The sequence below is a fragment of the Treponema phagedenis genome, from assembly GCF_008153345.1.
Taxonomy (GTDB): domain Bacteria; phylum Spirochaetota; class Spirochaetia; order Treponematales; family Treponemataceae; genus Treponema; species Treponema phagedenis.
The window spans coordinates 2,205,530-2,229,010 of record NZ_CP042818.1 but is presented as its reverse complement, the minus strand read 5'-3'; the positions used below and the strand labels follow the sequence as shown (position 1 = coordinate 2,229,010).

Here is a 23,481-nt window from a genome sequence, read left to right as displayed (position 1 = left end):
GGCAAGAAAATACTCAATAGGAGGCAACTATGCCAGAACGAAGAGAACTGATAATAAAACTGGGGCAAAAGCTCACGGATAGACTTGGCCATAAAGTAACTACGGATGATCCTGAATATTGGGGCTTAGCGAGTGTTGTTACTGATGAGATGGCAGAACTTGCACTTAAAATGAAGATGCGCAAGCCGATGACCTTTGAGCAACTGCTAAAAATAAGTAAAAAGGAAGAAAAAGCACTGCAGCAATTGCTCGATGACATGAGCGAACTCGGCATCCTTGAATATAACTGGGAAAATCCCAGACGAGAAAAGCAGTATATCCTTCCCATGTTTGTACCCGGCAGCGCTGAATTTATGAACATGAATAAGAAGCGGTTAGAAAAGTATCCGGAATTAGCAAAATTCTTTGAGCGGATGTCACGGCTGCCGCTTGAAAAAGCAAGTCCCATGGTGCCGCCCGGAGGAGGGGGCATCGGTATGCCCTGTGATACCGGTGGAAAAAGCCATCGAACTGGAAAACCAATCTATCGACATTGAGCACATCTCTCATTGGCTCAAAAAATACGAAGGAAAATATGCCGCCGCGCCCTGTTCGTGCCGAATGTCTCGGCAGATTCTCGGTGAAAGCTGCGGCGATGACCCTGAAAACTGGTGCATAGGGGTAGGCGATATGGCCGATTATGCGGTACAGACAAACAAGGATGGGCGCTATGTTACCTATGAAGAAGTTATGGAAATCTTAAAACGAGCTGAAGACAACGGTTTTGTCCATCAAATTACCAATATAGACGGCAAAAATAAGATCTTTGCTATCTGTAATTGCAACGCCAACACCTGTTACGGACTGCGTACCTCACAGTTATTTAACACGCCCAACCTATCCCGCTCAGCCTATGTGGCCCGTGTAGAGGAAAAAGACTGTGTGGCATGCGGCCGCTGTGTAGAATTTTGCCCTGCGGGAGCGGTACGGCTCGGGCAAAAATTATGCACAAAAGACGGCCACATTGTATACTCCAAGCAGGAGCTTCCGGATAATGTCAAATGGGAGCTGGAAAAGTGGAATGAAGGTTACCGCGAGAATAGCCGCATTAACTGCTACGACACCGGAACTGCGCCGTGCAGACGGCCTGTCCTGCCCATATTGCCGTGCAGGGCTACTTGAAAAAGGCAGTGCAGGGTAAGTACACAGAAGCACTCGCATTGATCAAAAAAGAAAACCCCTTTTTCCGGCAGTATGCGGCTATGTTTGTAACCGCCGCTGCGAGGATGCCTGCACACGCGGCAGCATTGACCAAGCAGTTGCCATTGATGAAGTGAAAAAATTTATTGCCCGTCAAGATTTAGATGCAAAAACGCGCTATATCCCGCCGATAATACCGCCGACAACCGGGCGTTTATTTACAGAAAAGATAGCCATTATCGGAGGCTGCCCCGCGGGCTTGAGCTGTGCCTTTTATCTTGCTGAAAAAGGATATCGACCAACGGTGTTTGAAAAAAATGAAAACCGGGCGATATGATGATTTACACGCAACAGTGAGGCAAAATTTTTCTGCATAAGCCTTCTTCCAAAAAACTTTGGGCTCCTTAGTGTAACGTTTTCTAATTAAGTTGCTGTTAGTAATCGGAGCATTGGCAATAATAGCTTGCAGATTCAGCATTCCTATGGTAAATTGCTCACCGTTGCGCCGTGTCGAACTCTTTTTATAAAACTTTTTATGGTTTTTGTAAGATGTATCAAAAAAATATAATTGAGTTATTAAAAAACGCTACATTAGTTCCGCTTGTTTGCGCTTGCTGCTGCCCGTGCGCTTCCATACATCCAATCAATGGCTAAAAGCGGCAAATTGTGCGCGCCAAAATCAGCGCAAAAAGAGCCGCAGCCACTAGCCGGTTTGTGGCACATTCAAACCGCACCGGCCCGATTGGTTATATTCAATGTAATTTTCGGCGATACTCGATAAAGTCGCAGGTTTCGCCCTGCTGTAAGGAAACGCGTTCAAAGCCGCTTAAAAGATCATCACCGAAAAAAACATCGCCATCGTATGTTCCGTGAACCTCGGTAAGGTAAATAACCTCCGCAAAGGGAAGAAGCTGTTTGTAGAGGCTTAAGCCGCCAATGCAAAATACGTTTTGCCTGCCTTGGCAAAGCTGCAGTGCCTCTTCTATGCCGGCAGCTGATTGTACGGTATCGCTTTGAACGAAGGGACGAGAGGTTATTACAATAAGACGGCGTCCCGGCAGCCCGCCTTGCGGCAGGGTTTGAAATGTTTTTCTTCCCACAAGGCAGAGGCTGCCCATTGTGCGTTTTTTGAAATACGCCATGTCTTCGGGGCAAAGCCACGGCAATCCGCCCGCGTAGCCGATTGCCTTGTTCTCACTTCTCGCTAAAATAAAAGAAACTGTCATCCGTAGAACTCCCTGAGGTTTGTTATCATTACGCTTTCAAAATTAGTGTCTTAGCACTGTTTTGTCAATCAGACTGAAGGTTTTTGCAGGGCTTACGCATGAACAAGTGTAGCGTTTTGTAATTAACTTCCTGTTATACAAATCGGGGTATCAACAATAAGGGACTGCGGATTTAAGCATTCTTATGGTAAATTGCTCGCCGTTGCGTCGTGTCGAACTCTTTTTTATAAAATTTTTTACGTTTTGGGTAAGATGTATTAAAAAATATAATCGACTTATTAAAAAAATATTATACAATGGCCGGCTGTCCCTATTCATGCGTAAGCCCCTGAGTTTTTTTTGATAAAGTATCTAAGTATGAGCTGAAAAAAGCCGATACCTACTATAGTAGTTTATAGTAGTTTTGATAGAAGTAAATAATAAAAACAGGGGTGCGATATGATTAGAAGTTTATGGACAGCGGCAAGCGGTATGAATAGCCAGCAGGCAAATATTGATACGGTGGCAAATAACCTTGCAAACGTAAATACTTCCGGTTTTAAAAAACAGCGGGCGGAATTTGAAGACCTTTTGTATCAAACGGTAAAAAGTGCGGGAACACCCGCTACCGAGGATACCATTACGCCGGTTGGCATTCAAATGGGGCACGGCTCAAAGCTTGCGGCAACACAGCGTATTTTTGAGCAGGGCGCATTGCAGCATACCAGACTTACCAGTGATGTTGCTGTTGCGGGCGAGGGTTTTTTCCGCGTTCTGCAATATGACGGAACCTATGCGTATACGCGCGACGGCTCTTTTAAAATTGATGCAGACCGTCAGCTGGTTACCTCAAACGGTTTACGCGTTTTGCCGGAAATTATTTTCCCCGAAAACTATGTTGAGCGCAGCATTGCAATATCACAGGACGGGCGCGTTACCGTACGTGTTGGGGAAGAAGATGAGCCCATTGAAGTAGGTCAAATTGAGCTTTATAGATTCCAGAATAACGCCGGACTTGCGGCGGAAGGAAGCAACCTCTTCAAACAAACACCTGCTTCAGGACAGGCAATCCCCGGACGGCCGGGCTTTAACGGCTTTGGTAAAACCGAGCATAAGTTTTTGGAAATGTCAAACGTTTCTACCGTCAGCGAAATGGTCAACATGATTGTAGCCCAGCGCGCCTATGAATTTAATTCAAAGGCAATTCAAACCAGCGATAATATGCTCGGCACCGCAGTTGGCTTAAAACGATAAGGTTTTACCTAGCTTAAAATTAAAAGATGAGTGTAAAATATGAAAATAGAAACCGTACAGACAGTTCCGATACAAACTCCGCAAAAGCCGGAAATTTCGCGCGCAAAGGATCATACGCAGACGGGCAATTTTGCCGAAATGCTTGACCGCATGCGCAATCACGGCATGCAATCGGAGGTGGTGCATAATGGCGGCAGTCTGTCTGCAACACAACTTCCGGGCGATTATATCCGCTCCTTTGAAAAAGAAAATCCCACCCAAGCCGACACCGAGGCAAAACCGCACGGTCTTGCACGGGAGCGGTTCGGTGAGGAAAAAACAATCGATAAAACAAGCAAATTATACACACAAGCATTGGAGCTTGAATCTTATTTTGTAAAAATTATGCTTAGCTCAATGCGGAACACCCTGTCGCATACGTCTTTAGCGGGAAAGCAAAGCTTTGCGGGTAAAATGTATGAAGATATGATGTACGACCAGCTTACCCGCGATGTAACGACAAATGCAGGTTTCGGTTTGGCAGACCAAATCTATTTACAATTAAACGAAAAAGTATAAAGCGGTTTTCTGCCGCCGCTCATGCGAACGGTTTACACTTCAATAAAAGACTTTGTTTCATAGTACGTCTCCACAGATACAATAAGGGCTGCCGGCTGATAACCGGCAGCCTGTTTTTATAAGCCTATTTAACCTTTGCAGCATTCCAACACATCAAACAACGCGTTGTAAATAATGATTATATTGTTCGATATGAAAATAAATTCTTCCAAATACTAAAAGCAAATAAAAAACTTCCAAGACCGAAAACAGCAATTACCGTACGGAAACGTTTGGATGGAACGACACGATTGGTATGGAATAACATGAAACTGAATTTTATAGAACTTACTAATAAACCAGGCAAGGAGGTCGCCAAAGCTCATTTTCGCATAATAAAAAGGGGACATTTTTATAGTGGCTTGACACAAAAATTATTCTCCCTTGACTAAAAAATAGAAAACGTTATAATGTTAAACTATGAACGAAGCATTGAAAGTATTACAAGAGCGAGGATTTTTCCAACAGTGTACGAACCTTGAAGGCCTTTCCGAAAGAATGGATAAGGGGCCGATAAGCTTTTATGTAGGCATTGACCCCACAGGGCCAAGTTTACATATCGGGCACATGTTGCCGGTTTTTGCTGCGCGGCATCTATGCGCTTTCGGGCATAAAGCCTGTATTTTAGCGGGCGGAGGTACGGCACGAATCGGTGATCCTTCAGGAAAAACAGAAATGCGAAAAATGCTCAGCTATGAAACTTTAGACAAAAATGTTGAGTCCATTATTGCACAGTTGGGAAGGTTTTTAGACTTCGACGGCAAAACTATTTTTCATGCAAATAATAAGGACTGGCTTGCAAACCTTAACTATATCGATTTTTTGCGCGAAATCGGCTCACAGTTTTCAGTAAACAGGATGCTTTCTTTTGAATCATATAAAAGAAGAATGGAAACCGGTCTTTCTTTTATTGAATTTAATTATCAACTCTTACAAAGCTATGACTTTTTAATGCTCAATGAAAAACACAATATAGAAATGCAAATCGGCGGTGATGATCAATGGGGAAATATTGTTGCAGGCGTGGATCTTATCCGACGGTTACGCAGTAAAGAGGTTTTTGGGTTAACGTTCGCACTTGTAACCCGTGCCGACGGGCAAAAAATGGGCAAGTCTGAAAAGGGTGCGCTTTTCCTTGATCCCGAACTGGTTAGCCCGTATGAGTTTTTCCAATATTGGCGCAACACAATGGATGCTGATGTTCGAAAATTCATGCTTCTTTTTACTTTCCTACCAATAGAAGAGATTGACTCTTATATTGCTGAAAATATAAATAAAGCAAAAGAAAAACTTGCCTATGAGGTTACCCGCCTCATTCACGGAAAAGAAGCGGCGGACAGCGCCTTGGAAGGAGCCAGAGCAGCCTTTGGAGCAGGCGGCGATAAAAGTTCCATGCCAACAATAGAGATGCCGTATACGGTTTTTGAAAAAGGTATTGACATCGTTGCGCTTTTTGTCGAAGCGCAATTAGCGTCTTCAAAAAGTGAGGCTCGCCGTCTTATCGAACAAGGCGGTGCCTTTGTCGGTGAGGCAACGATAAAAGATATAAAAGCAATGATTAATACGGAAAATCTTAATTCTGAAAAAGAACTCATTCTGCGGGCAGGGAAAAAACGATTTGTTCGAATAATCGTGCGCTGATTGTTTAAAAGCCTTAGGTCTTGCTAAGGCTTTTAATTTTACTATCAGCACTTAGTATTGTATCAATACGGCGATAAAGGATTTTTTTAAAGGAGTTCCACACTGAATAATATTTCGTCAAGGCTTCCGATAATGTCCTTAAACCGAAATTCACTTTTTACCAAGACAAGTTTCTTAAAAATAATCAGCGAGTCAGATACTTTTTTTCCGATAGCGCCCGGCAATTTTATCGGACAGTTAAGCATCCATCGGGAAGTATAAATCATTCCTTCAAGAATTAGAACCTTTTCTATGCCGCGAAGCAGCGCTCCGGCAGTAACAGGAAAATCGAAGACGGAAAAAAGCACCTTTCCAAAAGGCGGCAAAAGATTAAAAACAATAATGCTGACCGAAATAAGAAAAAGCGAGATAAAGTGAATTTTTTGTCTGTCAATTAAACAGAGAATGAGAGCAGCACCGAAAACTATCGCCTTGGCGGCAGGCAGATTGACAAAAACCAGCAACAAAATAAAAAGGAACCCGACTGCTATGCGTATATAAATTTGAGTAAGAGAAACAGTATCCTCTTTTTCTGCAGTTTTTATCATGAACGTATAATTTTCATCGGTAATTTGTTGATACCATGAGGAATTTTCAACAAAACTGTTTACAAAAGAGCCAAGCGCAACGCCGGTTATCGCTCCGATAATAAAAAACGGCGGGAGAATATACCATACGCCTTCACCAAAAATAAGAAACCGTGCAAGTAATAACTGCACCATGTTTGATGAAAACGAACCTGCTACGCTTATTCCGATAAATGACAGGTATTTACCTGAAATTTTTCTTAAGCCGAACATTACCAGCGCCGAAGAAATACTGCCCGCCATCGAAAAAAGCAAGATATAAGAAAAGAGCGTTCCGTTTATAACCGCCTGGCCGATTATCTTGATAAAAACAAGTAATAAATATCCGGAAAAAGAAAGAAGGTCTGCCGCAAATAAAAGCGGGAGGTTAGCGAGACCCAAGCGCAAAAAAGGTAATGGCTTGGGGATCATAAATTCGATGACGGAAAGAAAAAAACAGACAGCCCCGAACAGAGGTATGAGGCTGTCTTGTTTTTGTTTACTTAGTGGCATCCGCAGCAGCTTCCGCAGCCTGTGCTACAATCATGATCATGATCGCCGCAATCACAACCGCCGCCGTATAAAATAGAAGCTAAATCTTCTTCGCTTGCTTCTCTGACGGAAAGCACTTCAATATCAAAATGTAGAGTTTCGCCTGCAAGCGGGTGGTTTGCATCAATAAAGATTTTATCACCGTCAATGTCGGTAACGGTAACCAATCTGCTTTCGTGTCCGGATCCCGCATCAAACTGCATTCCTACTTCAATCTCAACATCGGGAGGAAATTGACTGCGATCTACTTCCAGTTTTAAGCCTTCGGCTATCTCGCCGTATGCTTCGGCAGGCGGAACGGTAATATCAAAACTATCTCCAGGCTCTTTTCCTTCCATTACTTTTTCAAGTCCGGGAATCAACATTCCGTACCCTTGTACATATTCCAAAGGACCCATCACAGCGGAAGAATCAAGAATTTCTCCCGCCTCGTCTTTGAGTGTATACTCAATGTTTACAACACAATCTTTCGTAATTTTCATAAGGCTTATACTAGCATTTTTCCTTTTTTGGTACAAGTAGAAATTATATACCAAAATAAATTTGCAAACAGATTTGGCTCATAGTTTTTTAAAAAACATAGCCGATCGATGCTTTTATATAGTGATTGCCGCGGTACTGCCCGAGTTCACCCGTTTTTTTGCCGCCAAAGAATCCAAGGCTGCAATCAACAAGCAGGGTTCCGAACTGCCAGCTTACCGCGGGACAAATCATAAAATCGGCATCTTCAATCCCGACAACCGTATTCAATTTTAAGTGCAAAGAGTCTCGTAACAAAGTTTGGTCAATTACAAAAACAATTTTTGTATTCGTCGCGTTGGTGCCTTTTTCAATATCAAATTTATTTTCATTTGTTTTCTTTTGCATTAAACGAATGTTTTCCACAACGGTTCCGTTCAACATCATACCAAAAGGTGTAGTATAATCAAGTCCGAAGTTCCATGCTAAGGACGGATTATACACCGAGGGGTCATTTCCTTTTATATCGTAGGTGATATTTGCCGCGAATTCAGCCCTAAGATTTACCGGCCCCACAGTAGTCCCGTAATCAATACCTATTTGGTGATAGGGATTGTAGTCAAATCCGATAGCATCTGTAGGAAATTTTATCGTTTTTAGCTCTTCTATAGCCTTTTCTTTTTCTTCTTTTTTAGCTAGAGGATCCAATACTCTTTTAAGCAAATCCGTATATTTTTTTATAGTGGCATTTATTTTATCAATATCCATTTTCATAGCAGGACGATGCCATCTTCCGTAATAATATTGAAAGCCAAGATCATGGGCGCCGTTTATTGTAGCAGTGTAGCGAATGCCGCCTTGCGCATATTTAATTGTCGAGGTCTTTTTTTCCAAATCGCTAAAAACACTATCCATTATTATATCGGGAATTTTGTCAGTTTCTATCTTTGGTAAAGATGCGTTTCCGATTGGGGCTGAGATATCATGTAATATACTTTCAGGTATGAGACCTTTTAACCCGGGAGGAAGCATGTTTAGTGGATTCAGCATCTGATCTTTTATCTCTTTTATTTTTGCAAGATTTTCCGTAGACAACAAAGATTCAACGGAGGTTTTTTCGGTTAGCTGTACGGGCGCCCATCTCCCAGTTAAAGCAAAACGATCTCCTTCAAAGACGGGCAAAAAAACCGCCTCAAGGCGCATATCATGCGGAAGGTAACTGGTAAGGTAAAACATCGGACGGGCAATTTTCAGTTTTTCAAAATCGAGCACGGACATATCGCTGTAATCTTGCGGGTTGATAACATCAAGCACGCTCATTGCATCCGCCCTTCCCCAAGTCAGTTTTTTTATGCCTCCGCCGAAAACAACCGGACCGACCGATAACTGCATATATGCCTGCTCAATAAAATTAGGAATTTGCGGTTTAGGCGGGAAAATTTTCGGTTTATAACCGAGATTAATCGGAAGCGTTTGATCGCTTAAATCCACCCCGAAATATGCTTGGGTAAGCGGGGCTTCCGCTCGTATATGCAAATTGCCCCATACAAGAGAGCCCGGATGAAAATCTTTGAACTTTTTAAAGTCATTAAAAAAAAGTCTACCGCCTGCATAAAGAGCGCCGCCAAAGGAAATCTTAAAATTTTTTTCAGCGTCTTCAGCCGAATCTCCCTGATGATCAAAACTGCCAAAACCGAAATCATCGTTTTGACTGTCGGTATCAGCAGATTCGGCAGAAGCTTCTTCGCTGTTAAAACTTTCAAAACTTAATGGGGCATCGGTATCTTCGGTATTTTCTTGTGCCCATATATAAAAAGAAAATAGGCAACAAAAAATAAACACAATCTGCTTCATACACGCTCCTTTTGCAAACACATCCTATGCAGAATTATAACTTAAGAATTAGGTTAATACGGAGAGCAAACGCTCTCCGTGTTGTAACTCTTATTTTCCAAGCTCAAGATATTGAGCAGTAAAAACTTTTTCAGGTATTTCCATATTATATTGCATTTTAAGGACTTTGATCAATGTAGATGTTTTTGCACTAAGCGTTGTAAGTTTTATTGTCATTGGCGTATCAATACCCTGCAGCGTTTTATAATTGGACAGCTCAATACGTTTTACCGCGGCACCTTTTTTATCATAAAATTCCGCTTTCCAAAAACGATTATTCCCTTTTTCTATCCATAAAAGAGTTTTTGAGTATTCATATTTTGTATCTTTCGGCACGGATTCAATAACATTACAATCTTTACCGTTAAAGTTTTCGGTGTTCACAATTTTGTATACATCAAGATCAAGGTCTCTGCTCATAAATGAAATATCATTATAGGAAAAGTCTGTTCCCATAAAACTGGTGGTTCCTTCGGTTGCTCCCGCAATACGACGAACTTTTCCGAGCGACGGTAAAAATATACGCTGATCGAGAGCTCCCTTCTTTTTTTGAATAGTTAAAAAACGTGTTCCGCGTACATTTGCCGGTGCGGTAAAAGCAATAAAAGTTCTTTGATCACCGCTCTTATTTTTTGACGTATACTGATTTATTTTCAGAATATTTACGGTTTTACCGTTATTTTGTAAGTGCATTTCCGCCTGTGTGCCGACAGAATCCACATCCGCATTTTTTCGTGCCTGTTTCATAATTTCCGCAGCATCATCCGCAAAAATAAAACCGATTGCACAAAAACCGATCAGTAATGCAAAAAATTTCTTTTTCATTTGTTTTCCTCCATACTGTATTCCGACGAGGGTTCCTCCTCGCTCGTTGCATCAATTAAAGCTTCCACCCTGTCTGCTTTTAAAACCTTTGTAATAAACTTAGGTTTCACAATATTTAATATTGTTGGTAAAATGGTTAAACTTGCAAAAGAGCTTGTTACCATCACAATTGCAATCAAAAGACCGAGTTCCGCAAGCATATTAAACTTTGAAAGCATCAGCACCGCAAAGCCCGCTCCAACCGATGCCGCATTAAACAATATTGCCTTTCCGGAACCGTAAAATGTTTGCGGCAAAAAGTTTTCGCCCTTATTTTGAAGATATGCGGAATGATAGGCAGCAAGGTAGTGTATCGTATAATCAATACCTATTCCTATTGCAAAGCTTGCAACCATTGCAGTACCGATATTAAGCTTAATCCCGAAATATCCCATTACGCCAAAGTTAACCATGATTGAAATAAACAGCGGCACACTTCCGATAAGCCCCGCAACAACCGACCGATAATAGATCGCGATAATCAAAAAGACAATTACAAAAGAGACCGCGAGCGATATAAGCTGTGATTCAACAACTAGGTGATTAAGTGATTTTTCAATCAGTGCATAACCGCCGTACTCTATTTGTAAATCTTGCGGAAATTCATTTTGGATATATTTTTTAACCGTATCCAATACTTGGTCGGAATCTTTTTGTCCGAGAGTCCGTAATTGCAAATTCATTTTAAGTATTCGCGGTTTTATCGGCTCATCGACAAATCCCTTGGAATTCCCCGCAAGCAACACTAAATAATCATTAATAATTGCCTCTAACTCTTTTTCCGTACTTACACCGTATTTTTTAGGATCTGAAGGAATCTCATAATATGCCAAACCTCTGTAATTGTTTTGTTTTTCAAGCTCGGTTACAAGCTCATCCGCGGTCATGGTATCCTTATCCGAATTTCGTATTATCTTATTCAGATTGGTTAAAAGAGTCGGGAAATTGTATTCCGGAATTTTATAACTTGAGCTGTTTGTATGCTCAGCGGTTTCCGATTCGTCAATACTGAAATCTCCGAAACTATCATCATTATCGCTGCCGAAATCACCAAATCCGTCATCGGCTGACGAGCTTTCCGCAATAACCTTCCTTTCAGGTAAACCTTCCGGCGAAGCATCCGCATTATATACTTGATTGATTCGTTTAATGAGCGGAACAATAGAAGTTACTTTTCCTACGTCCGGAACATTTTTTTCAAGATAGGTTGTTAATCCGTCCATTGCCTGCAAAACATCGGGGCGTAATATTGTCTCGTCTTTATCGGGGGTTGAAATTAAAACATTTAAGAGTTTTGAGCCGCCGAATTTTTCACGTATAAAGACATCAGACTGTACAACAGGAACGGTCGGTTCAAAATATTCCATCATCACATTATCAATCACCAGCCTAGACATTCCTAAACCAGAAAAAACAACGAGAAGAAGCATGCCGAACAAAATCGTTCTGCGGTGATTGTTAATTACCAATAAGGTGCTTGTAATAACCTGATCCATTCGGCGGCTTCGTTGCTCAAGCTGTTCTTCCGTTTTTCGTCTTTTCTTAAATAATTGACTCATTATGGGCTTTCTGGGACCGCGTAAAATCAAAATAGCGGGAATCAAAGTAACCGCAATACTGAAAGCGGCAATAACACCGAAACTTGAAAATATCCCGAACTCAAAAATAGGAGGCACGGAAGTAAAACAAAAAGAAACAAATCCGGCAAAGGTTGTAAGTGCCGCTAAGAATACCGGGCGTATAATATGCCGTATTGAATTGATAACTTGTTTTGCATGCTCTTCTTTGGAAATAGTAGTATCCTGCACTACTTGATCAAAATAGTGATTGATAACATGGATTCCGTATGCACTGCCTATGGCGATTAAGATAACGGGCAAAACGGTAGATAAAATTGACAAGGGAACTCGGCATAAAGACATAGCACCGATTGCCCAGATTGTAGAGATGATAACCGTTAAAAGCGGCAAGTAAATACCGGTAAAGCGCCTGAAAGATAAAAAGAGAACTACTACCACAACAATAATTACCAAAGGAATGAGAAATTTTAAATCGTGAGCGGTAGCCTCGTTAATAATTTCACTGAAAATAGTCATACCGGTAATATAGGTTTCGGCATCGGGGCAGTCCCAGTTGTCCAGCATTGCCATAATTTGCTGACAGGCAGCCATCGCCTCCGGCCCGCCGCTGCTTGAATGCTCCGTATCCAAGAAAATCATAATTTGCATAGATTTCAGATCGTCCGAAATAAGGCTGCGTGCATACAGTTCCCAGTCACGCAATTTTTCGCGCACGGCACTTATTTCCTCAGGACTGCCGGTAAAGTTTTCAGGAATCAAATCATCGGTGTGAATTGATTCTCCACCGATGCCGCTTTCAATATGTTTTGTAGACAAAACAGAGATTACCCCATCGGTTTTTACCAACTTGATAGTGTCAAATTCCTTTATCAGCTCTCTTACCTTATCAAGAAACTGTTTATCAAGGATTGTAGAATATTCCCGCTTTATTCCGATCATGATAGGCAGTTCGGGACCGAATATTTCGGAAATTTTTTGATCCGCCATACGAGCCGGATCCGTTTTCGGAATAAATCGGAAATTATTATTGTCCAGCTGCACATATAAAAGCTGTAAGGCAAAAAATATGGTGATACCTAAAATAACTAAAAGCATCACAAGCGGATGTGCATAAAACCGTTCAAAACTAAAAAAACGATTTCTTTTTTTTGTGCTTGATTTTTTCGGTTGTTTTTCTTTCATACTCTTATTCCTTCTATCTTTTGTGATATTTATAAATGTAAGTTTGTTTTATCTACCCGATCCGAAGCAAGACCGCGTAAAATAATTTCAAATATCGATTTCATTTCTTGAGTAATTTTGTTCGGGTCGCGTAATTCTTCCGGTAGTTGGGCCACACTTTGTATAATACCGGTAGCAATAAGAATTAACATTTTAGTTACCTGTGCGGGCTGGATAGAAGCATCCAAGGTTCCGTCTGCAAGTCCGTGCTGTAAAATATTGTTAATCAGACTGACTATTTTTTGCATAGAAGAATTGCCATCTCCTGAAATGGCGGTGTGTAAAGGCATTCCTACGGCAAGGGTGTTTTGAATTCCCATTGCCAAAAAAAGTTCATTTTCTTTACTGAAATTTTCAAGATAACAAAGCCATAACTTACGCAAGCCTTCTATTCCTGTCTTTGAATCGCTGATTTGCGGTTCCACCGAACGGATAAACTCATCCAAGGCATCAGACATGAGTTCAGATAAAAGTTCTTCCTTACTCTTAAAAGAAAGATACAAGGTTGCCTTGCTCAGCTCTAACCGATCGGCAAGATCCTGCATATTGAACGAGTTTACTCCTTTTTCATGAATGAGCTGCATCGCCTGCTCAAGAATAGCTGCCCGACGCGCTTCCCGTTCACGAATTTTTCTATCTGCAATTCCCATCATAACTCCGTTTACTGACTGTTGGTCATCTTATAACTCTTGGTCATAAATGTCAAGCTCTAAAAAAATATTTAAGAAAAACTGAACACCAAAATCCCGGTATAGCGTTCCGCAATTAACTTCTCTTATACTTAAACGGAAAATCAACAGGCGGCTTACCGAATGTTGGATTTAGCATTCCTATGGTAAGTTTACTCACCGTTGTCAAAACTCAGAACAATGTAAAACGATGTTTAAAAACTACCACACCGACATAAATAGGAGTTTTTAAACTCGCAGCACTGATTTAATCAAGAATACTAAAAATCAGGGCGTGGCGGTGGTTCCACGCAGACAGGTTTGGTTTGACATGGACGTCAAAAGTCAGAACGGGCACAGACGCCCGTGGTTCCAAGCAGCAGCGATGTTTTAAAGCAAGACTGTTTCCAAAGCTTTAAAACTCGCAAGGTATAATTTTGCCACGGATGGCAAAATCAGAACGGGCACAGACGCCCGTGGTTCCACACAGAATTGAGTTTGAAAACTACCACATTTGTATAATAGGAGTTTTCAAACTCATAGGTTTCATTTTGCCACGGATGGCAAAATGAAACCGTTGTGTCGAACTCTTTTTTATAAAATTGTCTTGATTTTTGTAAGGTGTATTAAAAACGGATAGAATTATCAAAAAAACGATATACCGATTCCGCCGGAAGTTTATACGTACTAAACTCCGACAACTAAAAATAAGTCGGATAAAAGAAAATTTCAAACCCAACACCCACAAATGTATGTTTTTATTTTTTGTGCGTACAGCCTGTGATTTTCGTGTAAGTGCTTGCGTTTTTCTTTTGTTTTCAGATACAATAGCATCCTATGGCAAATCCTAAATTATTCAGAACAATCGATAAAGCGGTATCTGATTATCAGATGATAAAAGATGGAGACCGTATTCTTATCGGAGCATCGGGTGGCAAGGATTCTACCGCTTTGGCTGAATATTTTGCGGCGCGTTTAAAACGACGAGATGCGCAATTTACGGTAAGCGCAATGCATATTGCAACGGACATCGGAAGTCCTTTTAATCAAAATCTTGCAGAGCTATTTGAGCGCTGGGGCATTCCGCTGATTATAAAAACAGTTTCAGTGTTGGGACGGCTTAAAGAAAGACATCGTATGAATTGCTGGTGGTGTTCAAGTCAGCGCAGAACCGAGCTGAATAATTTTGCATTGAAAAACGGATTCAACAAAATTGCGCTCGGGCATCATCTTGATGATATTTTGGAAACACTTTTAATGAATGCACTCGGTAAAGGTATTCTTTCCACAATGCCGCCGGTATTGCAATTTGAAAAGTATCCGATAACGATGATTCGTCCGCTTTGCCTTGCGGATATTCCGATGATTGTCCGTCATGCACAAATGCAAAACTATTTTTCTTCTACCTGTACTTGTAATTACCAATCAAATTCTACGCGAAAGGAAGCTCGATCCCGCCTTGACGCTTTAACCGGCGGCAGCTATGAGCTAAAGCTAAAACTTTTTACTTCACTCAAAAACATTCGTCCTCAATATCTTCCTTGAAAAAACACAAAAAACCTTTGCTTAAATCGCAGCTTTCAAAGTAATTGAATCTTACGCAAAGAATAAAACCGTACTTCCGTGGGCTGCGATTTAATTTCCTTCGCTATGTACATTCTGATGGACTGAGGTACGGAGATTGCTACCTAAGATTTATTTTGACAGATTAAAGATTTTGCAGTATAGTAAAACTAAGACTAGGATATGTTTTTATACATGTAAGGAGAAAGAAATGAAGCGACTAATTGCTTGTGGTATATGTATTGCAATGCTTGGAGTACTTGTCGGCTGTACTAATAAAGGCGTTAAAAAACCTCGCATCGGAGTGGTTGTTTATAAATATGATGATAGTTTTATCACAATTATGCGGTCGACGATTAATGCCGCAAGCAAAAATAAGGCAGAGCTCCTTATACTTGACGGGGAAAATTCTCAACCGATTCAGAACAAGCAAGTTGACAGATTAATTGAAAGAAATGTCGATGTGCTTGCGGTAAATATTGTAGACAGATCACAGGCATTACCGATCATTAAAAAAGCAAGAAAGGCAAATTTGCCGATAGTGTTTTTTAATCGGGAACCTTTTGCACAAGATTTAAAATCTTATGATAAGGCGTTTTATGTCGGCGCCCTGGCGGAACAGTCGGGAACAATGCAAGGACAGCTTGCGGTCAATTATTTTAATAAAAATCCGCAGGCGGATAAAAACAGGGACGGTATTATCCAGTATGTTATGCTGGAAGGAGAACCGGGACATCAGGATGCCGAGCTGCGCAGCAAGTATTCTATTCTGGCAATGGAGAATAGCGGCAAGAAAATCGAAAAGCTTGCTTCTGAAACTGCAAGGTGGAATAGAGAAGATGCAAGAAAAAAAACAAGCGAATTTTTAACAGCCTTTGGAGACAGTATAGAACTTATTCTTGCAAATAATGATGATATGGCGTTAGGTGCAATGGATGCGCTTAAGATTGCAAGATATTATCAGGATAAAAAATACATTCCCATTATTGGAGTAGATGCTACCACAGAAGCTGTTGAAGCGATTAGGGATGGTTATTTATATGCAACTATTTTGAACGATGCAAAAGGACAAGCTGCTATCGTATTTAAACTTGCATATGAGCTTGCCTTGGGAAATCCGGCATCCGAGTGCGGAGAAAAAATAGTTGACGGAGTGTATATCTGGGTGCCGAGCAAAATGGTAACAAAAGAAAACTATACAGATTTTGACTAAGCCTTTATAATTACTCGTTTTAGTTTACAGTTACGCGTAATATGGCGGCTCAACCGTAAAAAGGTTGAGTTTTTGTTTTTCTTTCGTCAATTTAAAAATCTCTTGCAAAAATATCTAATCAATATAATCAAATATTTTTATGCGATCAATTGCAATTGCTTTTTTTGTTTCATTATGGATTTCCGCAATTATGCCTGAAAAAATAGTTTCCCCCTTTTCAGGAATTGTAAACTTCTGCGGCACCTGTGTGCGGGCACGCTTTATGATCATTTCCGGATCTCCTCCGATAACGGAATATCTTGCGCCTATCATACCCGCGTCGGTAATATAGGCGGTTCCGTTCGGAAGAATTTTTTCATCGGCGGTTTGCGTGTGCGTATGAGAGCCGGCAACAAGTGCAGCTCTTCCGTCAAGATAGTATCCGAGCGCTTCTTTTTCCGTAGAAGATTCCGCATGAATATCAACAAGGATAAGTGCATCAGGATATTGTTTGAAAATAGTATCATAAATTCTATCAAGTGTTTGAAAAGGGCAATCAATCGGCTTCATGTATTCCCGCCCTTGAATATTAATAACAATATAGGTAAGCGATTTTTTTTCCGTGATATATATACCGGAACCTTTTGCAAAAGGATAATTTTCAGGGCGCAAGATTCGCGGTTCTTTACCGTATGTATCACGTAAATCAAAACGTTCCAGACTATGGTTCCCTCCCGTAATAACATCAACTCCGGACTCAAAAAAAACATTGGATTCGGAAGGACGTATTCCTACTCCGGAGCTCGCGTTTTCACCGTTAATATATACAAAATCAATTCCATATCTATCAATAATTGAAGGAAGATTTTTTTTAAGCGTTTTGACTCCGATTAAACCGCAGACATCTCCTCCAAAAAATATTTTTGTTGTTTCCATTTCCTTCATTGTAAGCATAAGTTAAAAAAAAGTCAAATCAGAGATTTTATTTTTGCTGCAAATTCATTGCCGAATTTAAAAACTCGTATAGAGTGTTTTTGATACCTTGTTCAGTTTTAATACATTTATACGAATCGTAAAAAAAAATTAATTTATAAAAAAGAGTCCGACACAAGGGCGAACCCTTTGGAATTTTTACCTCTGGTTCGCTACGAGTTTAAAAGCTTCAATTTTACAAAACAGTGTTAATGCTTTTAAACATCGTTTGAATTTGAACAAGGGCGAACCATTTGGAATTTTTACCGTTGGTTCGCCACGAGTTTAAAAGCTACAATTTTACAAAACAGTGTTGATGCTTTTAAACATCGTTTGAATTTGAACAAGGTCGAACCCTTTAGAATTTTTACCTCTGGTTCGCCAACGGTGAGCAATCTACCATAGTGATGTTGCAAGCATCCTGTTAATGTTCCGATAGATATAGAAGTTTTTATCTTACATTTTAACACAATTATTTTGTAAAACCTATCTTGTGTTTTAAGAAATCCCCGCGAGCAACATTAACGCGGCAATGGTTTCCCTCATCGCGTCCTCATCGGTGAGAATAATTAGCCTGTCGCCCGCATAGATTTTAGTATTGCCGTTGGGAATAAATTCTTCTTCACCGCGGCCAATCCCTACAATTAAGCAGTGCTTTGGCCATACAATTTCTTTTACAAGTTTTTCATCAAGTTGGGAGCCAGGATTTACCGACAGCTCCGCAATTTCCTTTTTTGTTTTGTTGGCACTTTTCTCAGCTTCGTTTTTTGATTTTGCAAGCAGCCGATCAAGTAATACCTCATACACGGGAAGAGATTTTATCAGAGTAGAAAAAGCAAAGGCAATAGCGCAGGTAAATACCAAACCGCCAAGATGCGTAAGCTTTCCGCTCATTTCTAAAAGGAGGATTGCTCCCGTAAGCGGTGCTTTTACCACCGCGGAAAAGCACGCCGCCATTCCGAAAATCATAAAATTAAGAGTATACAAGGGTTCCAGCATCTGAAAGTGCACTAACGCCTTTGAAACAATAATTCCCGTAAGCGCACCGCAGGCAAGAAGCGGCAAAAAAATACCGCCTGAACTGCCTGACCCGTAGCACAAGCCGGTAAAAATAAGTTTCACCACAAGAATAACAAGCAAAAGAGAAAAAGAGTATTCCTGCGATGCTAGTTTTTCTATTAAGGTATGCCCGCCGCCTGAAGCATCGGTTAAAAAAATCGCAATCGGAACTGCAACAAGCATCGGAATGATCGGACGAAACGCAACAGGAATTTTAGATTTATCAAACAAATCCTGAGAAAGATACAATCCGCGTTTAAAAATATCTCCGACAATAGTAATGATGATACCAAGCAGTATAAGCCAGGGAAAATATTTGAGCGGCAAAATGCTCAAATCGTTAAATTTAAAAACAGCTCCCACCCCGAAAAAATGACCTGCAATAAAGTCTCCGGAAACAGAGGCTATCATTACACAGATAAGCAAGATCGGATTAAAATGTTTATGCAACTCTTCTAACGCAAACACAGCCCCGGCAAGGGGCGCATTAAATGCGGCAGCCAACCCCGCTGCGGCACCGCTTGTTACCAAAAAGATTCGTTCCATCGGAGTACGCTTGCCGATTTTTTCCCAAGCATCTCCGACATAACCTCCTATTTGAACAGAAGGACCTTCCCTCCCAAGCGACATCCCCATACCTATTCCAACCGCTCCGGTAATTATTTTAAGCGGAAGCTCCGGCCATGTTTTTAATTCAAGCCTATGCAAAAAAGAACCTTTTAATTGCGGAATACCGCTGCCTTTAATCATCGGATACAGTTTACTCATAAGCCCCAGTAAATACGCAATAATAACAACGGCAAAAATCCAAAGCAAAAAATACCATATGCCTTTTGTTTCCAAGATCGCATACAGTCGCATTCGCCCGAATGTAACATATTCGATTGCTTTTCTAAAACCTACTACTACAAAGCCTGTTAAAACACCGATCACAAGGCTCTCAATCATTAGCATAAAATTGGAGCCATACCACTCAGACAAAAGTTCTTTTGTTTTTGATTGCATGGTTTTTATCATACTGATAATGCTTTTGTTTGACAAGCAGAAATTTATTATTTGACGAGGCATACGCAAAAAATAAAAGCATACGTTAATGGGCACCGTGATTTACAATTTTTTATCCGATTTTTATCCGACTTATTTTTCGGAGCTAAATACTTACAGCCCGCCGGCTTGCAGCGCAATGCTTTGTATCATATTCGGTAAATTATAAAAGACAAAAATGCAGGGTATCGAACTGCGATCCCCTGCATTACAGCCAAAGCATATTTTTTATCGACGTTGCGGTTTAAACGCAGACGGACTATTGCATTATTTTTATGCAAAATTCCAAATCGGTTTTTCATCCTTAATACAGCGTTTTTTTAATACATCTTACCAAAACGTAAAAAGTTTTATAAAAAAGAGTTCGACACGGCGCAACGGTGAGCAATTTACCATAGGAATGCTTAAATCCGCAGTCACTTATTGTTGATACCCCGATTTTTATAACAGGAAATTAATTACAAAACGCTACATTAGAGCATTTTTAAAAGAGCTGCTATTTTTGCTCCTGCTTTTCCGCGGTGTGAAAATCGGTTTTTTTCTTCTTCGCTCAGCTCTGCAACCGTCTTTTGAAATGTCGGAAGATACACAATCGGATCATAGCCGAAACCGCCTTCCCCGAACGGTTTATCGGCAACAATCCCTTCACAAGTTTCCTGAACTGTGTATATCCTGTCAGACGAAAGCATGAGCACAATACAGCAAACAAAACGACAGCTTCTTTCTTGCTTTCCTGTCATTTGTTGCAGCACAAGCATGTTTTTTTCTTCAGCATTAAGAATCTTTCCGGCCTTATCTCCATATCGTGCTGAATACACACCCGGCATTCCGCCAAGTGCATCAATACAAATCCCTGAATCATCGGCAATAACCGGTTGCTTAACTTCCGAAAAAAGAGCCTTTGCTTTTATTAGGGCATTTTCTAAAAAACTCGATCCCGTCTCTTCCGGATCAAAGGAAATTCCTTCATCCTTAGGCAGCACGCAGTGTATGCCTTGTAAGATTTGCATAAACTCTTTCTTTTTATGCTCATTTCCTGTTGCAATATATAGTTTCATAGAAAGAGTTTATATGTTTTCTTCTACCTGCGCAAGATACTTATCAACTGATCCCCTCGACATAGCGATAACTTCTGCCAATTTCCTATTACTTGGAGTTTTTTTCACCTGTTTATAATCATTGCATGCTTTTTCCCAATTCCGCCGATAAAACTCAATTCGCTCTCGGTACCTTTCCTGATTTTCGGAAAAAGGTTCTGTTCGACTATGCAACTTCTCATACAGCAACGCTTTTATATAATACGCATTTCTCCTTTCACGAATCTTTTGTAGTTTGTGATCTTTATTTGCCAGTTTTTGCCGTTGATTTAAAATAATTTTATATAAGTCTGAAAATTCCATTTCTATTGTTGCTGCAATTTTTTTAATTAAATCATCATCGATATGAAGACAGGATTTACAAGCAAGAAGCAATAGTGTCTTATTTCGAATTTTCTTTTTACGTTCCGTTTTTACTTCTTTCATTTTTGGTTCAACTGATACGGTATATGTAGGTTCGTTTGAAGCTGCAAAAGCTGATTGATATCCGGTCTCAATATGGTAGGAATTTTCTGTTTCCAAGCCTGACTTCTCATGATATAAAAGCGTATTCTGCATTATTTTATTTTGCATCTGTTTTCTCTTAAAGCTTTTATACGAAAATCGAAACGATCCGATAATGTAGGTTGAAAATTTTGATAAATTTCTATTATATTTTTTTATCGTGGTTGTTAAATTTTGATAAAATAATAGAAGAAAATCAAATAATTCCTCTTCAACATACCGCATCGGATACAGTATCCGTGCGGAATTAAAATAGAGCACTTCAAAAATTGCATCTGCAAATTCTTTTTGCTCTTCTTGTGATAAATCCGCAAAATTCTCCGGAATATCGGGCAGCATAAATTTACTCATATCAATTTCCTCGCTTTATAGTTATTATTACTGAATCTAAAGCAAATATCATGCCTAAAAATAAGTAAGAAAAATGTAAGGTTCTTACATTAATTATAGAAGAAACAACGGTTTGGTTTTAAAAGCACTTGGAAAAAGTTTGTGCTTTTAAAACATCGTTTCTGTATGGAACCATCGCCACGCCCTGATTTTTAGAATTCTTGATTAAATCAGTGCTGCGAGTTTAAAAGCTTCAATTTATAATTTACTGCTGATGCTTTTAAACATCGTTTGGACTTGAGTAAGGGCGAAACCTTGGAATTTTTATTTTTGCTTCGCTTTGCATAACAGGTTAAGTTAATTACAAACGCTACACCATCCATATAAAATCTCTGTGCCCAAATTTTTGACTCTTCTATTCTTAATTTTTTTTTAAATATTTTATATTTTTTTATGTCAATAACCAGTGAATATTTCACCCCTAAAGGGGGTTAATTTTGCAATGAAAATTGCACCCCTTAACACATCGAGTTATCCTGCTTTTGCATCTTTAAGTAAGAATTCATAAATCAAGTCAATAACTACTTGAGGCAGGTCTCCGGTTCGTCCAACCGTATCGGTTCGGTATATATCATCGAGCGGTACAATCGGATAGAATTCATCATGTATTAAAGCGCGTATACCATGCTTTTGGGAAATCAATACATTTACCATTGTGCCTGCGCCGAATTTATTCTGCTCAATTTTAAACAAATGGTTTTTGATTGAGATGGTAGATCCGCTTGAAAGTTTGCGCGTAATAACCGATGACAACAGTTTATCAAGATCGAGTGTTTTTGGCGTCGGTACAAACATTGAATATGAATCGCAGGCAGGAACACCAAACTGTTTGTTGAAAATACCGATATACTCTTTTAAGAATTGATTTGCTTGCTCTATGGTTGTAATTCCGCGTCGTGCAAATTCAACAGGGAGTCGGCTTTGTAAAGTTTGCCATAATCGCTCAACACGTCCTTTTGCTTGTGATGAATGAGCCGGGAACATATCGATTCCTAAGTACTTGATAATTTTGCCGAATTGTGTTACTTGTTCCTTGGTTCCTTGTAATTGCTCCTCAATGGATAACTGTTTTTTTGCATTAACAAAAAAAACGCTACACTTATCCGGATAAAGAGCGGCAGGGAGTCCGTAATTTTCGAGTGTCTGCCGCAGAACTTCTAAATATCCGAGCAGGCACTCGTTTTTGCATAAATAAAGACCGGTAATCATTCCGCGCGCATCATCAATAAAAGCATGTAATGCGGATTTTTCTTTCCCGCCGAACCAAGGAAACGGGGTTGCGTCCACTTGCAACAGCTCTCCGAAGCAAGCTCTTCTCTCGCGCGTTTTATGCACCTTCTTTCGTGTTCGTCTTTTCTTTGGTGAATAAATTCCATGTGATAACAGAATACGGCGCAGAGTCGAATATGACAGCTGCAATTGATATTCTTCAGTTACTATTTCATGAAAATGCAAAAAATTGCTTTTTGACAATGCGGGATCGCTTCGCAGCGCAAGTAATCGCTGCTCAATTTCTTTCGAGGTCTTCTTTGCAGAGGGACGCTGACTGTTGCCATGCAGCATTGCTGCTAAACCCTTTTCTTTGAACGCCTTTTTTAATTGCTGTACGCGTCTTCGTGAAAGGTTTAATCGAAGCGCAGCTTGTTGTACCGTACATCTCCCCTCTAAGCAGTTGGCGATAACATGTCCTCGTGTAATTTGATCAATGCTCATAAATAATTTCATTCCTCCAGTGTAATGTAATAAGTCAATAATTTCACCTCGGTAAAATATAGGGGTGAAATATTTATTGAAAACTTATAGGGGTGAAATTATCACAGATTAAAGACAATTTTATATTTTTTTATTGACAAATGAGAATTCTGCCCTTATCATTTTTATTGTAGCAATAAAAAATATCATTTAAAAATTTTTTTATGAATGGTTCATACATTAGGTGGAG

At 40.1% G+C, this 23,481-nt stretch carries 20 protein-coding genes and 1 pseudogene; 9 read left to right on the top strand and 12 right to left on the bottom strand.

The genetic code is table 11. The annotated features are described in order from the left end of the window. Positions 1-29: 29 nt before the first annotated feature. The 4 genes and pseudogenes from FUT79_RS15585 to FUT79_RS15570 all read left to right on the top strand — a co-directional run bounded on the left by FUT79_RS15585 (position 30) and on the right by FUT79_RS15570 (position 1,516). Positions 30-536, top strand: coding sequence for a hypothetical protein (locus tag FUT79_RS15585; protein WP_024752455.1), 507 nt, complete (start codon positions 30-32; stop codon positions 534-536). Then, positions 484-1,161, top strand: a complete 678-nt coding sequence (locus FUT79_RS15580) for a 4Fe-4S binding protein (RefSeq protein ID WP_231577650.1) — start codon at positions 484-486, stop codon at positions 1,159-1,161. The genes FUT79_RS15585 and FUT79_RS15580 overlap by 53 nt, the downstream gene beginning before the upstream one ends. Positions 1,162-1,198: 37 nt before the next feature. Next, positions 1,199-1,282 (top strand): annotated as a pseudogene (locus FUT79_RS15575) (hypothetical protein); the annotation flags it as partial. 30 nt (positions 1,283-1,312) lie between these two features. Further along, complete coding sequence (locus FUT79_RS15570) at positions 1,313-1,516, top strand: NAD(P)-binding protein (RefSeq protein WP_024752457.1); 204 nt, start codon at positions 1,313-1,315, stop codon at positions 1,514-1,516. 415 nt (positions 1,517-1,931) lie between these two features. Here FUT79_RS15570 and FUT79_RS09915 read toward each other — a convergent pair whose 3' ends face one another. After that, a complete protein-coding gene (locus FUT79_RS09915; RefSeq protein WP_024752458.1) occupies positions 1,932-2,405 on the bottom strand; it encodes a dihydrofolate reductase in 474 nt (157 codons plus the stop codon). Positions 2,406-2,843: 438 nt separating this feature from the next. Between FUT79_RS09915 and flgG the strand changes: the two genes are divergently transcribed. From flgG to tyrS, 3 genes are all read left to right on the top strand, one after another. Beyond that, on the top strand, positions 2,844-3,638 hold the full coding sequence (flgG, locus tag FUT79_RS09910; RefSeq protein ID WP_148889613.1) for a flagellar basal-body rod protein FlgG: 795 nt from the start codon (positions 2,844-2,846) through the stop codon (positions 3,636-3,638). A gap of 39 nt (positions 3,639-3,677) precedes the next feature. Continuing rightward, positions 3,678-4,196, top strand: a complete 519-nt coding sequence (locus FUT79_RS09905) for a rod-binding protein (protein WP_002698987.1) — start codon at positions 3,678-3,680, stop codon at positions 4,194-4,196. A 459-nt stretch (positions 4,197-4,655) separates the two neighbouring features. Beyond that, complete coding sequence (gene tyrS / locus FUT79_RS09900; protein WP_024752460.1) at positions 4,656-5,876, top strand: tyrosine--tRNA ligase; 1,221 nt, start codon at positions 4,656-4,658, stop codon at positions 5,874-5,876. A gap of 86 nt (positions 5,877-5,962) precedes the next feature. On the opposite strand, the gene FUT79_RS09895 is transcribed toward tyrS, so the two are convergent. From FUT79_RS09895 to FUT79_RS09870, 6 genes are all read right to left on the bottom strand, one after another. After that, entirely contained in the window at positions 5,963-6,994 is a 1,032-nt protein-coding gene (locus FUT79_RS09895) for a Gx transporter family protein (protein ID WP_039943532.1), read from the bottom strand. Then, positions 6,985-7,515, bottom strand: a complete 531-nt coding sequence (locus FUT79_RS09890; RefSeq protein WP_002698994.1) for an FKBP-type peptidyl-prolyl cis-trans isomerase — start codon at positions 7,513-7,515, stop codon at positions 6,985-6,987. Before FUT79_RS09890 ends, FUT79_RS09895 begins: the two co-directional genes overlap by 10 nt. 88 nt (positions 7,516-7,603) lie before the next feature. Next, positions 7,604-9,346 carry a hypothetical protein gene (locus FUT79_RS09885; RefSeq protein WP_024752462.1) on the bottom strand — a complete coding sequence of 581 codons (1,743 nt, stop codon included), beginning with the start codon at positions 9,344-9,346 and terminating at the stop codon, positions 7,604-7,606. Between the two features lie 90 nt (positions 9,347-9,436). Further along, on the bottom strand, positions 9,437-10,210 hold the full coding sequence (locus FUT79_RS09880; RefSeq protein ID WP_024752463.1) for an outer membrane lipoprotein-sorting protein: 774 nt from the start codon (positions 10,208-10,210) through the stop codon (positions 9,437-9,439). Next, a complete protein-coding gene (locus tag FUT79_RS09875; protein WP_024752464.1) occupies positions 10,207-13,011 on the bottom strand; it encodes an efflux RND transporter permease subunit in 2,805 nt (934 codons plus the stop codon). The genes FUT79_RS09880 and FUT79_RS09875 overlap by 4 nt, the downstream gene beginning before the upstream one ends. Positions 13,012-13,040: 29 nt before the next feature. Continuing rightward, entirely contained in the window at positions 13,041-13,703 is a 663-nt protein-coding gene (locus FUT79_RS09870) for a TetR/AcrR family transcriptional regulator (protein ID WP_081718730.1), read from the bottom strand. A gap of 852 nt (positions 13,704-14,555) precedes the next feature. Here FUT79_RS09870 and FUT79_RS09860 point away from each other — a divergent pair. Together FUT79_RS09860 and FUT79_RS09855 are read left to right on the top strand one after the other, a co-directional pair. Then, the gene (locus tag FUT79_RS09860; protein ID WP_024752466.1) at positions 14,556-15,263 is read left to right on the top strand and encodes a tRNA 2-thiocytidine biosynthesis TtcA family protein; all 708 of its coding nucleotides are present in this window, start codon (positions 14,556-14,558) and stop codon (positions 15,261-15,263) included. A 229-nt stretch (positions 15,264-15,492) separates the two neighbouring features. Beyond that, entirely contained in the window at positions 15,493-16,494 is a 1,002-nt protein-coding gene (locus FUT79_RS09855; protein ID WP_024752467.1) for a galactose ABC transporter substrate-binding protein, read from the top strand. Positions 16,495-16,608: 114 nt separating this feature from the next. On the opposite strand, the gene FUT79_RS09850 is transcribed toward FUT79_RS09855, so the two are convergent. The 5 genes from FUT79_RS09850 to FUT79_RS09830 all read right to left on the bottom strand — a co-directional run bounded on the left by FUT79_RS09850 (position 16,609) and on the right by FUT79_RS09830 (position 23,264). Further along, a complete protein-coding gene (locus tag FUT79_RS09850; RefSeq protein ID WP_231577517.1) occupies positions 16,609-17,409 on the bottom strand; it encodes a TIGR00282 family metallophosphoesterase in 801 nt (266 codons plus the stop codon). A gap of 534 nt (positions 17,410-17,943) precedes the next feature. Beyond that, the gene (locus FUT79_RS09845; protein ID WP_052335696.1) at positions 17,944-19,521 is read right to left on the bottom strand and encodes a ClC family H(+)/Cl(-) exchange transporter; all 1,578 of its coding nucleotides are present in this window, start codon (positions 19,519-19,521) and stop codon (positions 17,944-17,946) included. A gap of 500 nt (positions 19,522-20,021) precedes the next feature. Next, positions 20,022-20,606: an RdgB/HAM1 family non-canonical purine NTP pyrophosphatase gene (gene rdgB, locus FUT79_RS09840; protein WP_024752471.1), complete on the bottom strand. Its 585-nt coding sequence runs from the start codon at positions 20,604-20,606 to the stop codon at positions 20,022-20,024. 9 nt (positions 20,607-20,615) lie between these two features. Continuing rightward, entirely contained in the window at positions 20,616-21,500 is an 885-nt protein-coding gene (locus FUT79_RS09835) for a hypothetical protein (RefSeq protein WP_148889611.1), read from the bottom strand. A 510-nt stretch (positions 21,501-22,010) separates the two neighbouring features. After that, positions 22,011-23,264 carry an ISNCY family transposase gene (locus FUT79_RS09830; RefSeq protein ID WP_148879628.1) on the bottom strand — a complete coding sequence of 418 codons (1,254 nt, stop codon included), beginning with the start codon at positions 23,262-23,264 and terminating at the stop codon, positions 22,011-22,013. Between the last annotated feature and the right edge of the window lie 217 nt (positions 23,265-23,481).

Coding starts and splice junctions, on each gene's coding strand:
- FUT79_RS15585 (WP_024752455.1), top strand. CDS start 30: ATGCCAGAACGAAGAGAACTGATAATAAAACTGGGGCAAAAGCTCACG.
- FUT79_RS09915 (WP_024752458.1), bottom strand. CDS start 2,405: ATGACAGTTTCTTTTATTTTAGCGAGAAGTGAGAACAAGGCAATCGGC.
- flgG (WP_148889613.1), top strand. CDS start 2,844: ATGATTAGAAGTTTATGGACAGCGGCAAGCGGTATGAATAGCCAGCAG.
- FUT79_RS09905 (WP_002698987.1), top strand. CDS start 3,678: ATGAAAATAGAAACCGTACAGACAGTTCCGATACAAACTCCGCAAAAG.
- tyrS (WP_024752460.1), top strand. CDS start 4,656: ATGAACGAAGCATTGAAAGTATTACAAGAGCGAGGATTTTTCCAACAG.
- FUT79_RS09895 (WP_039943532.1), bottom strand. CDS start 6,994: ATGCCACTAAGTAAACAAAAACAAGACAGCCTCATACCTCTGTTCGGG.
- FUT79_RS09890 (WP_002698994.1), bottom strand. CDS start 7,515: ATGAAAATTACGAAAGATTGTGTTGTAAACATTGAGTATACACTCAAA.
- FUT79_RS09885 (WP_024752462.1), bottom strand. CDS start 9,346: ATGAAGCAGATTGTGTTTATTTTTTGTTGCCTATTTTCTTTTTATATA.
- FUT79_RS09880 (WP_024752463.1), bottom strand. CDS start 10,210: ATGAAAAAGAAATTTTTTGCATTACTGATCGGTTTTTGTGCAATCGGT.
- FUT79_RS09875 (WP_024752464.1), bottom strand. CDS start 13,011: ATGAAAGAAAAACAACCGAAAAAATCAAGCACAAAAAAAAGAAATCGT.
- FUT79_RS09870 (WP_081718730.1), bottom strand. CDS start 13,703: ATGATGGGAATTGCAGATAGAAAAATTCGTGAACGGGAAGCGCGTCGG.
- FUT79_RS09860 (WP_024752466.1), top strand. CDS start 14,556: ATGGCAAATCCTAAATTATTCAGAACAATCGATAAAGCGGTATCTGAT.
- FUT79_RS09855 (WP_024752467.1), top strand. CDS start 15,493: ATGAAGCGACTAATTGCTTGTGGTATATGTATTGCAATGCTTGGAGTA.
- FUT79_RS09850 (WP_231577517.1), bottom strand. CDS start 17,409: ATGGAAACAACAAAAATATTTTTTGGAGGAGATGTCTGCGGTTTAATC.
- FUT79_RS09845 (WP_052335696.1), bottom strand. CDS start 19,521: ATGATAAAAACCATGCAATCAAAAACAAAAGAACTTTTGTCTGAGTGG.
- rdgB (WP_024752471.1), bottom strand. CDS start 20,606: ATGAAACTATATATTGCAACAGGAAATGAGCATAAAAAGAAAGAGTTT.
- FUT79_RS09835 (WP_148889611.1), bottom strand. CDS start 21,500: ATGAGTAAATTTATGCTGCCCGATATTCCGGAGAATTTTGCGGATTTA.
- FUT79_RS09830 (WP_148879628.1), bottom strand. CDS start 23,264: ATGAAATTATTTATGAGCATTGATCAAATTACACGAGGACATGTTATC.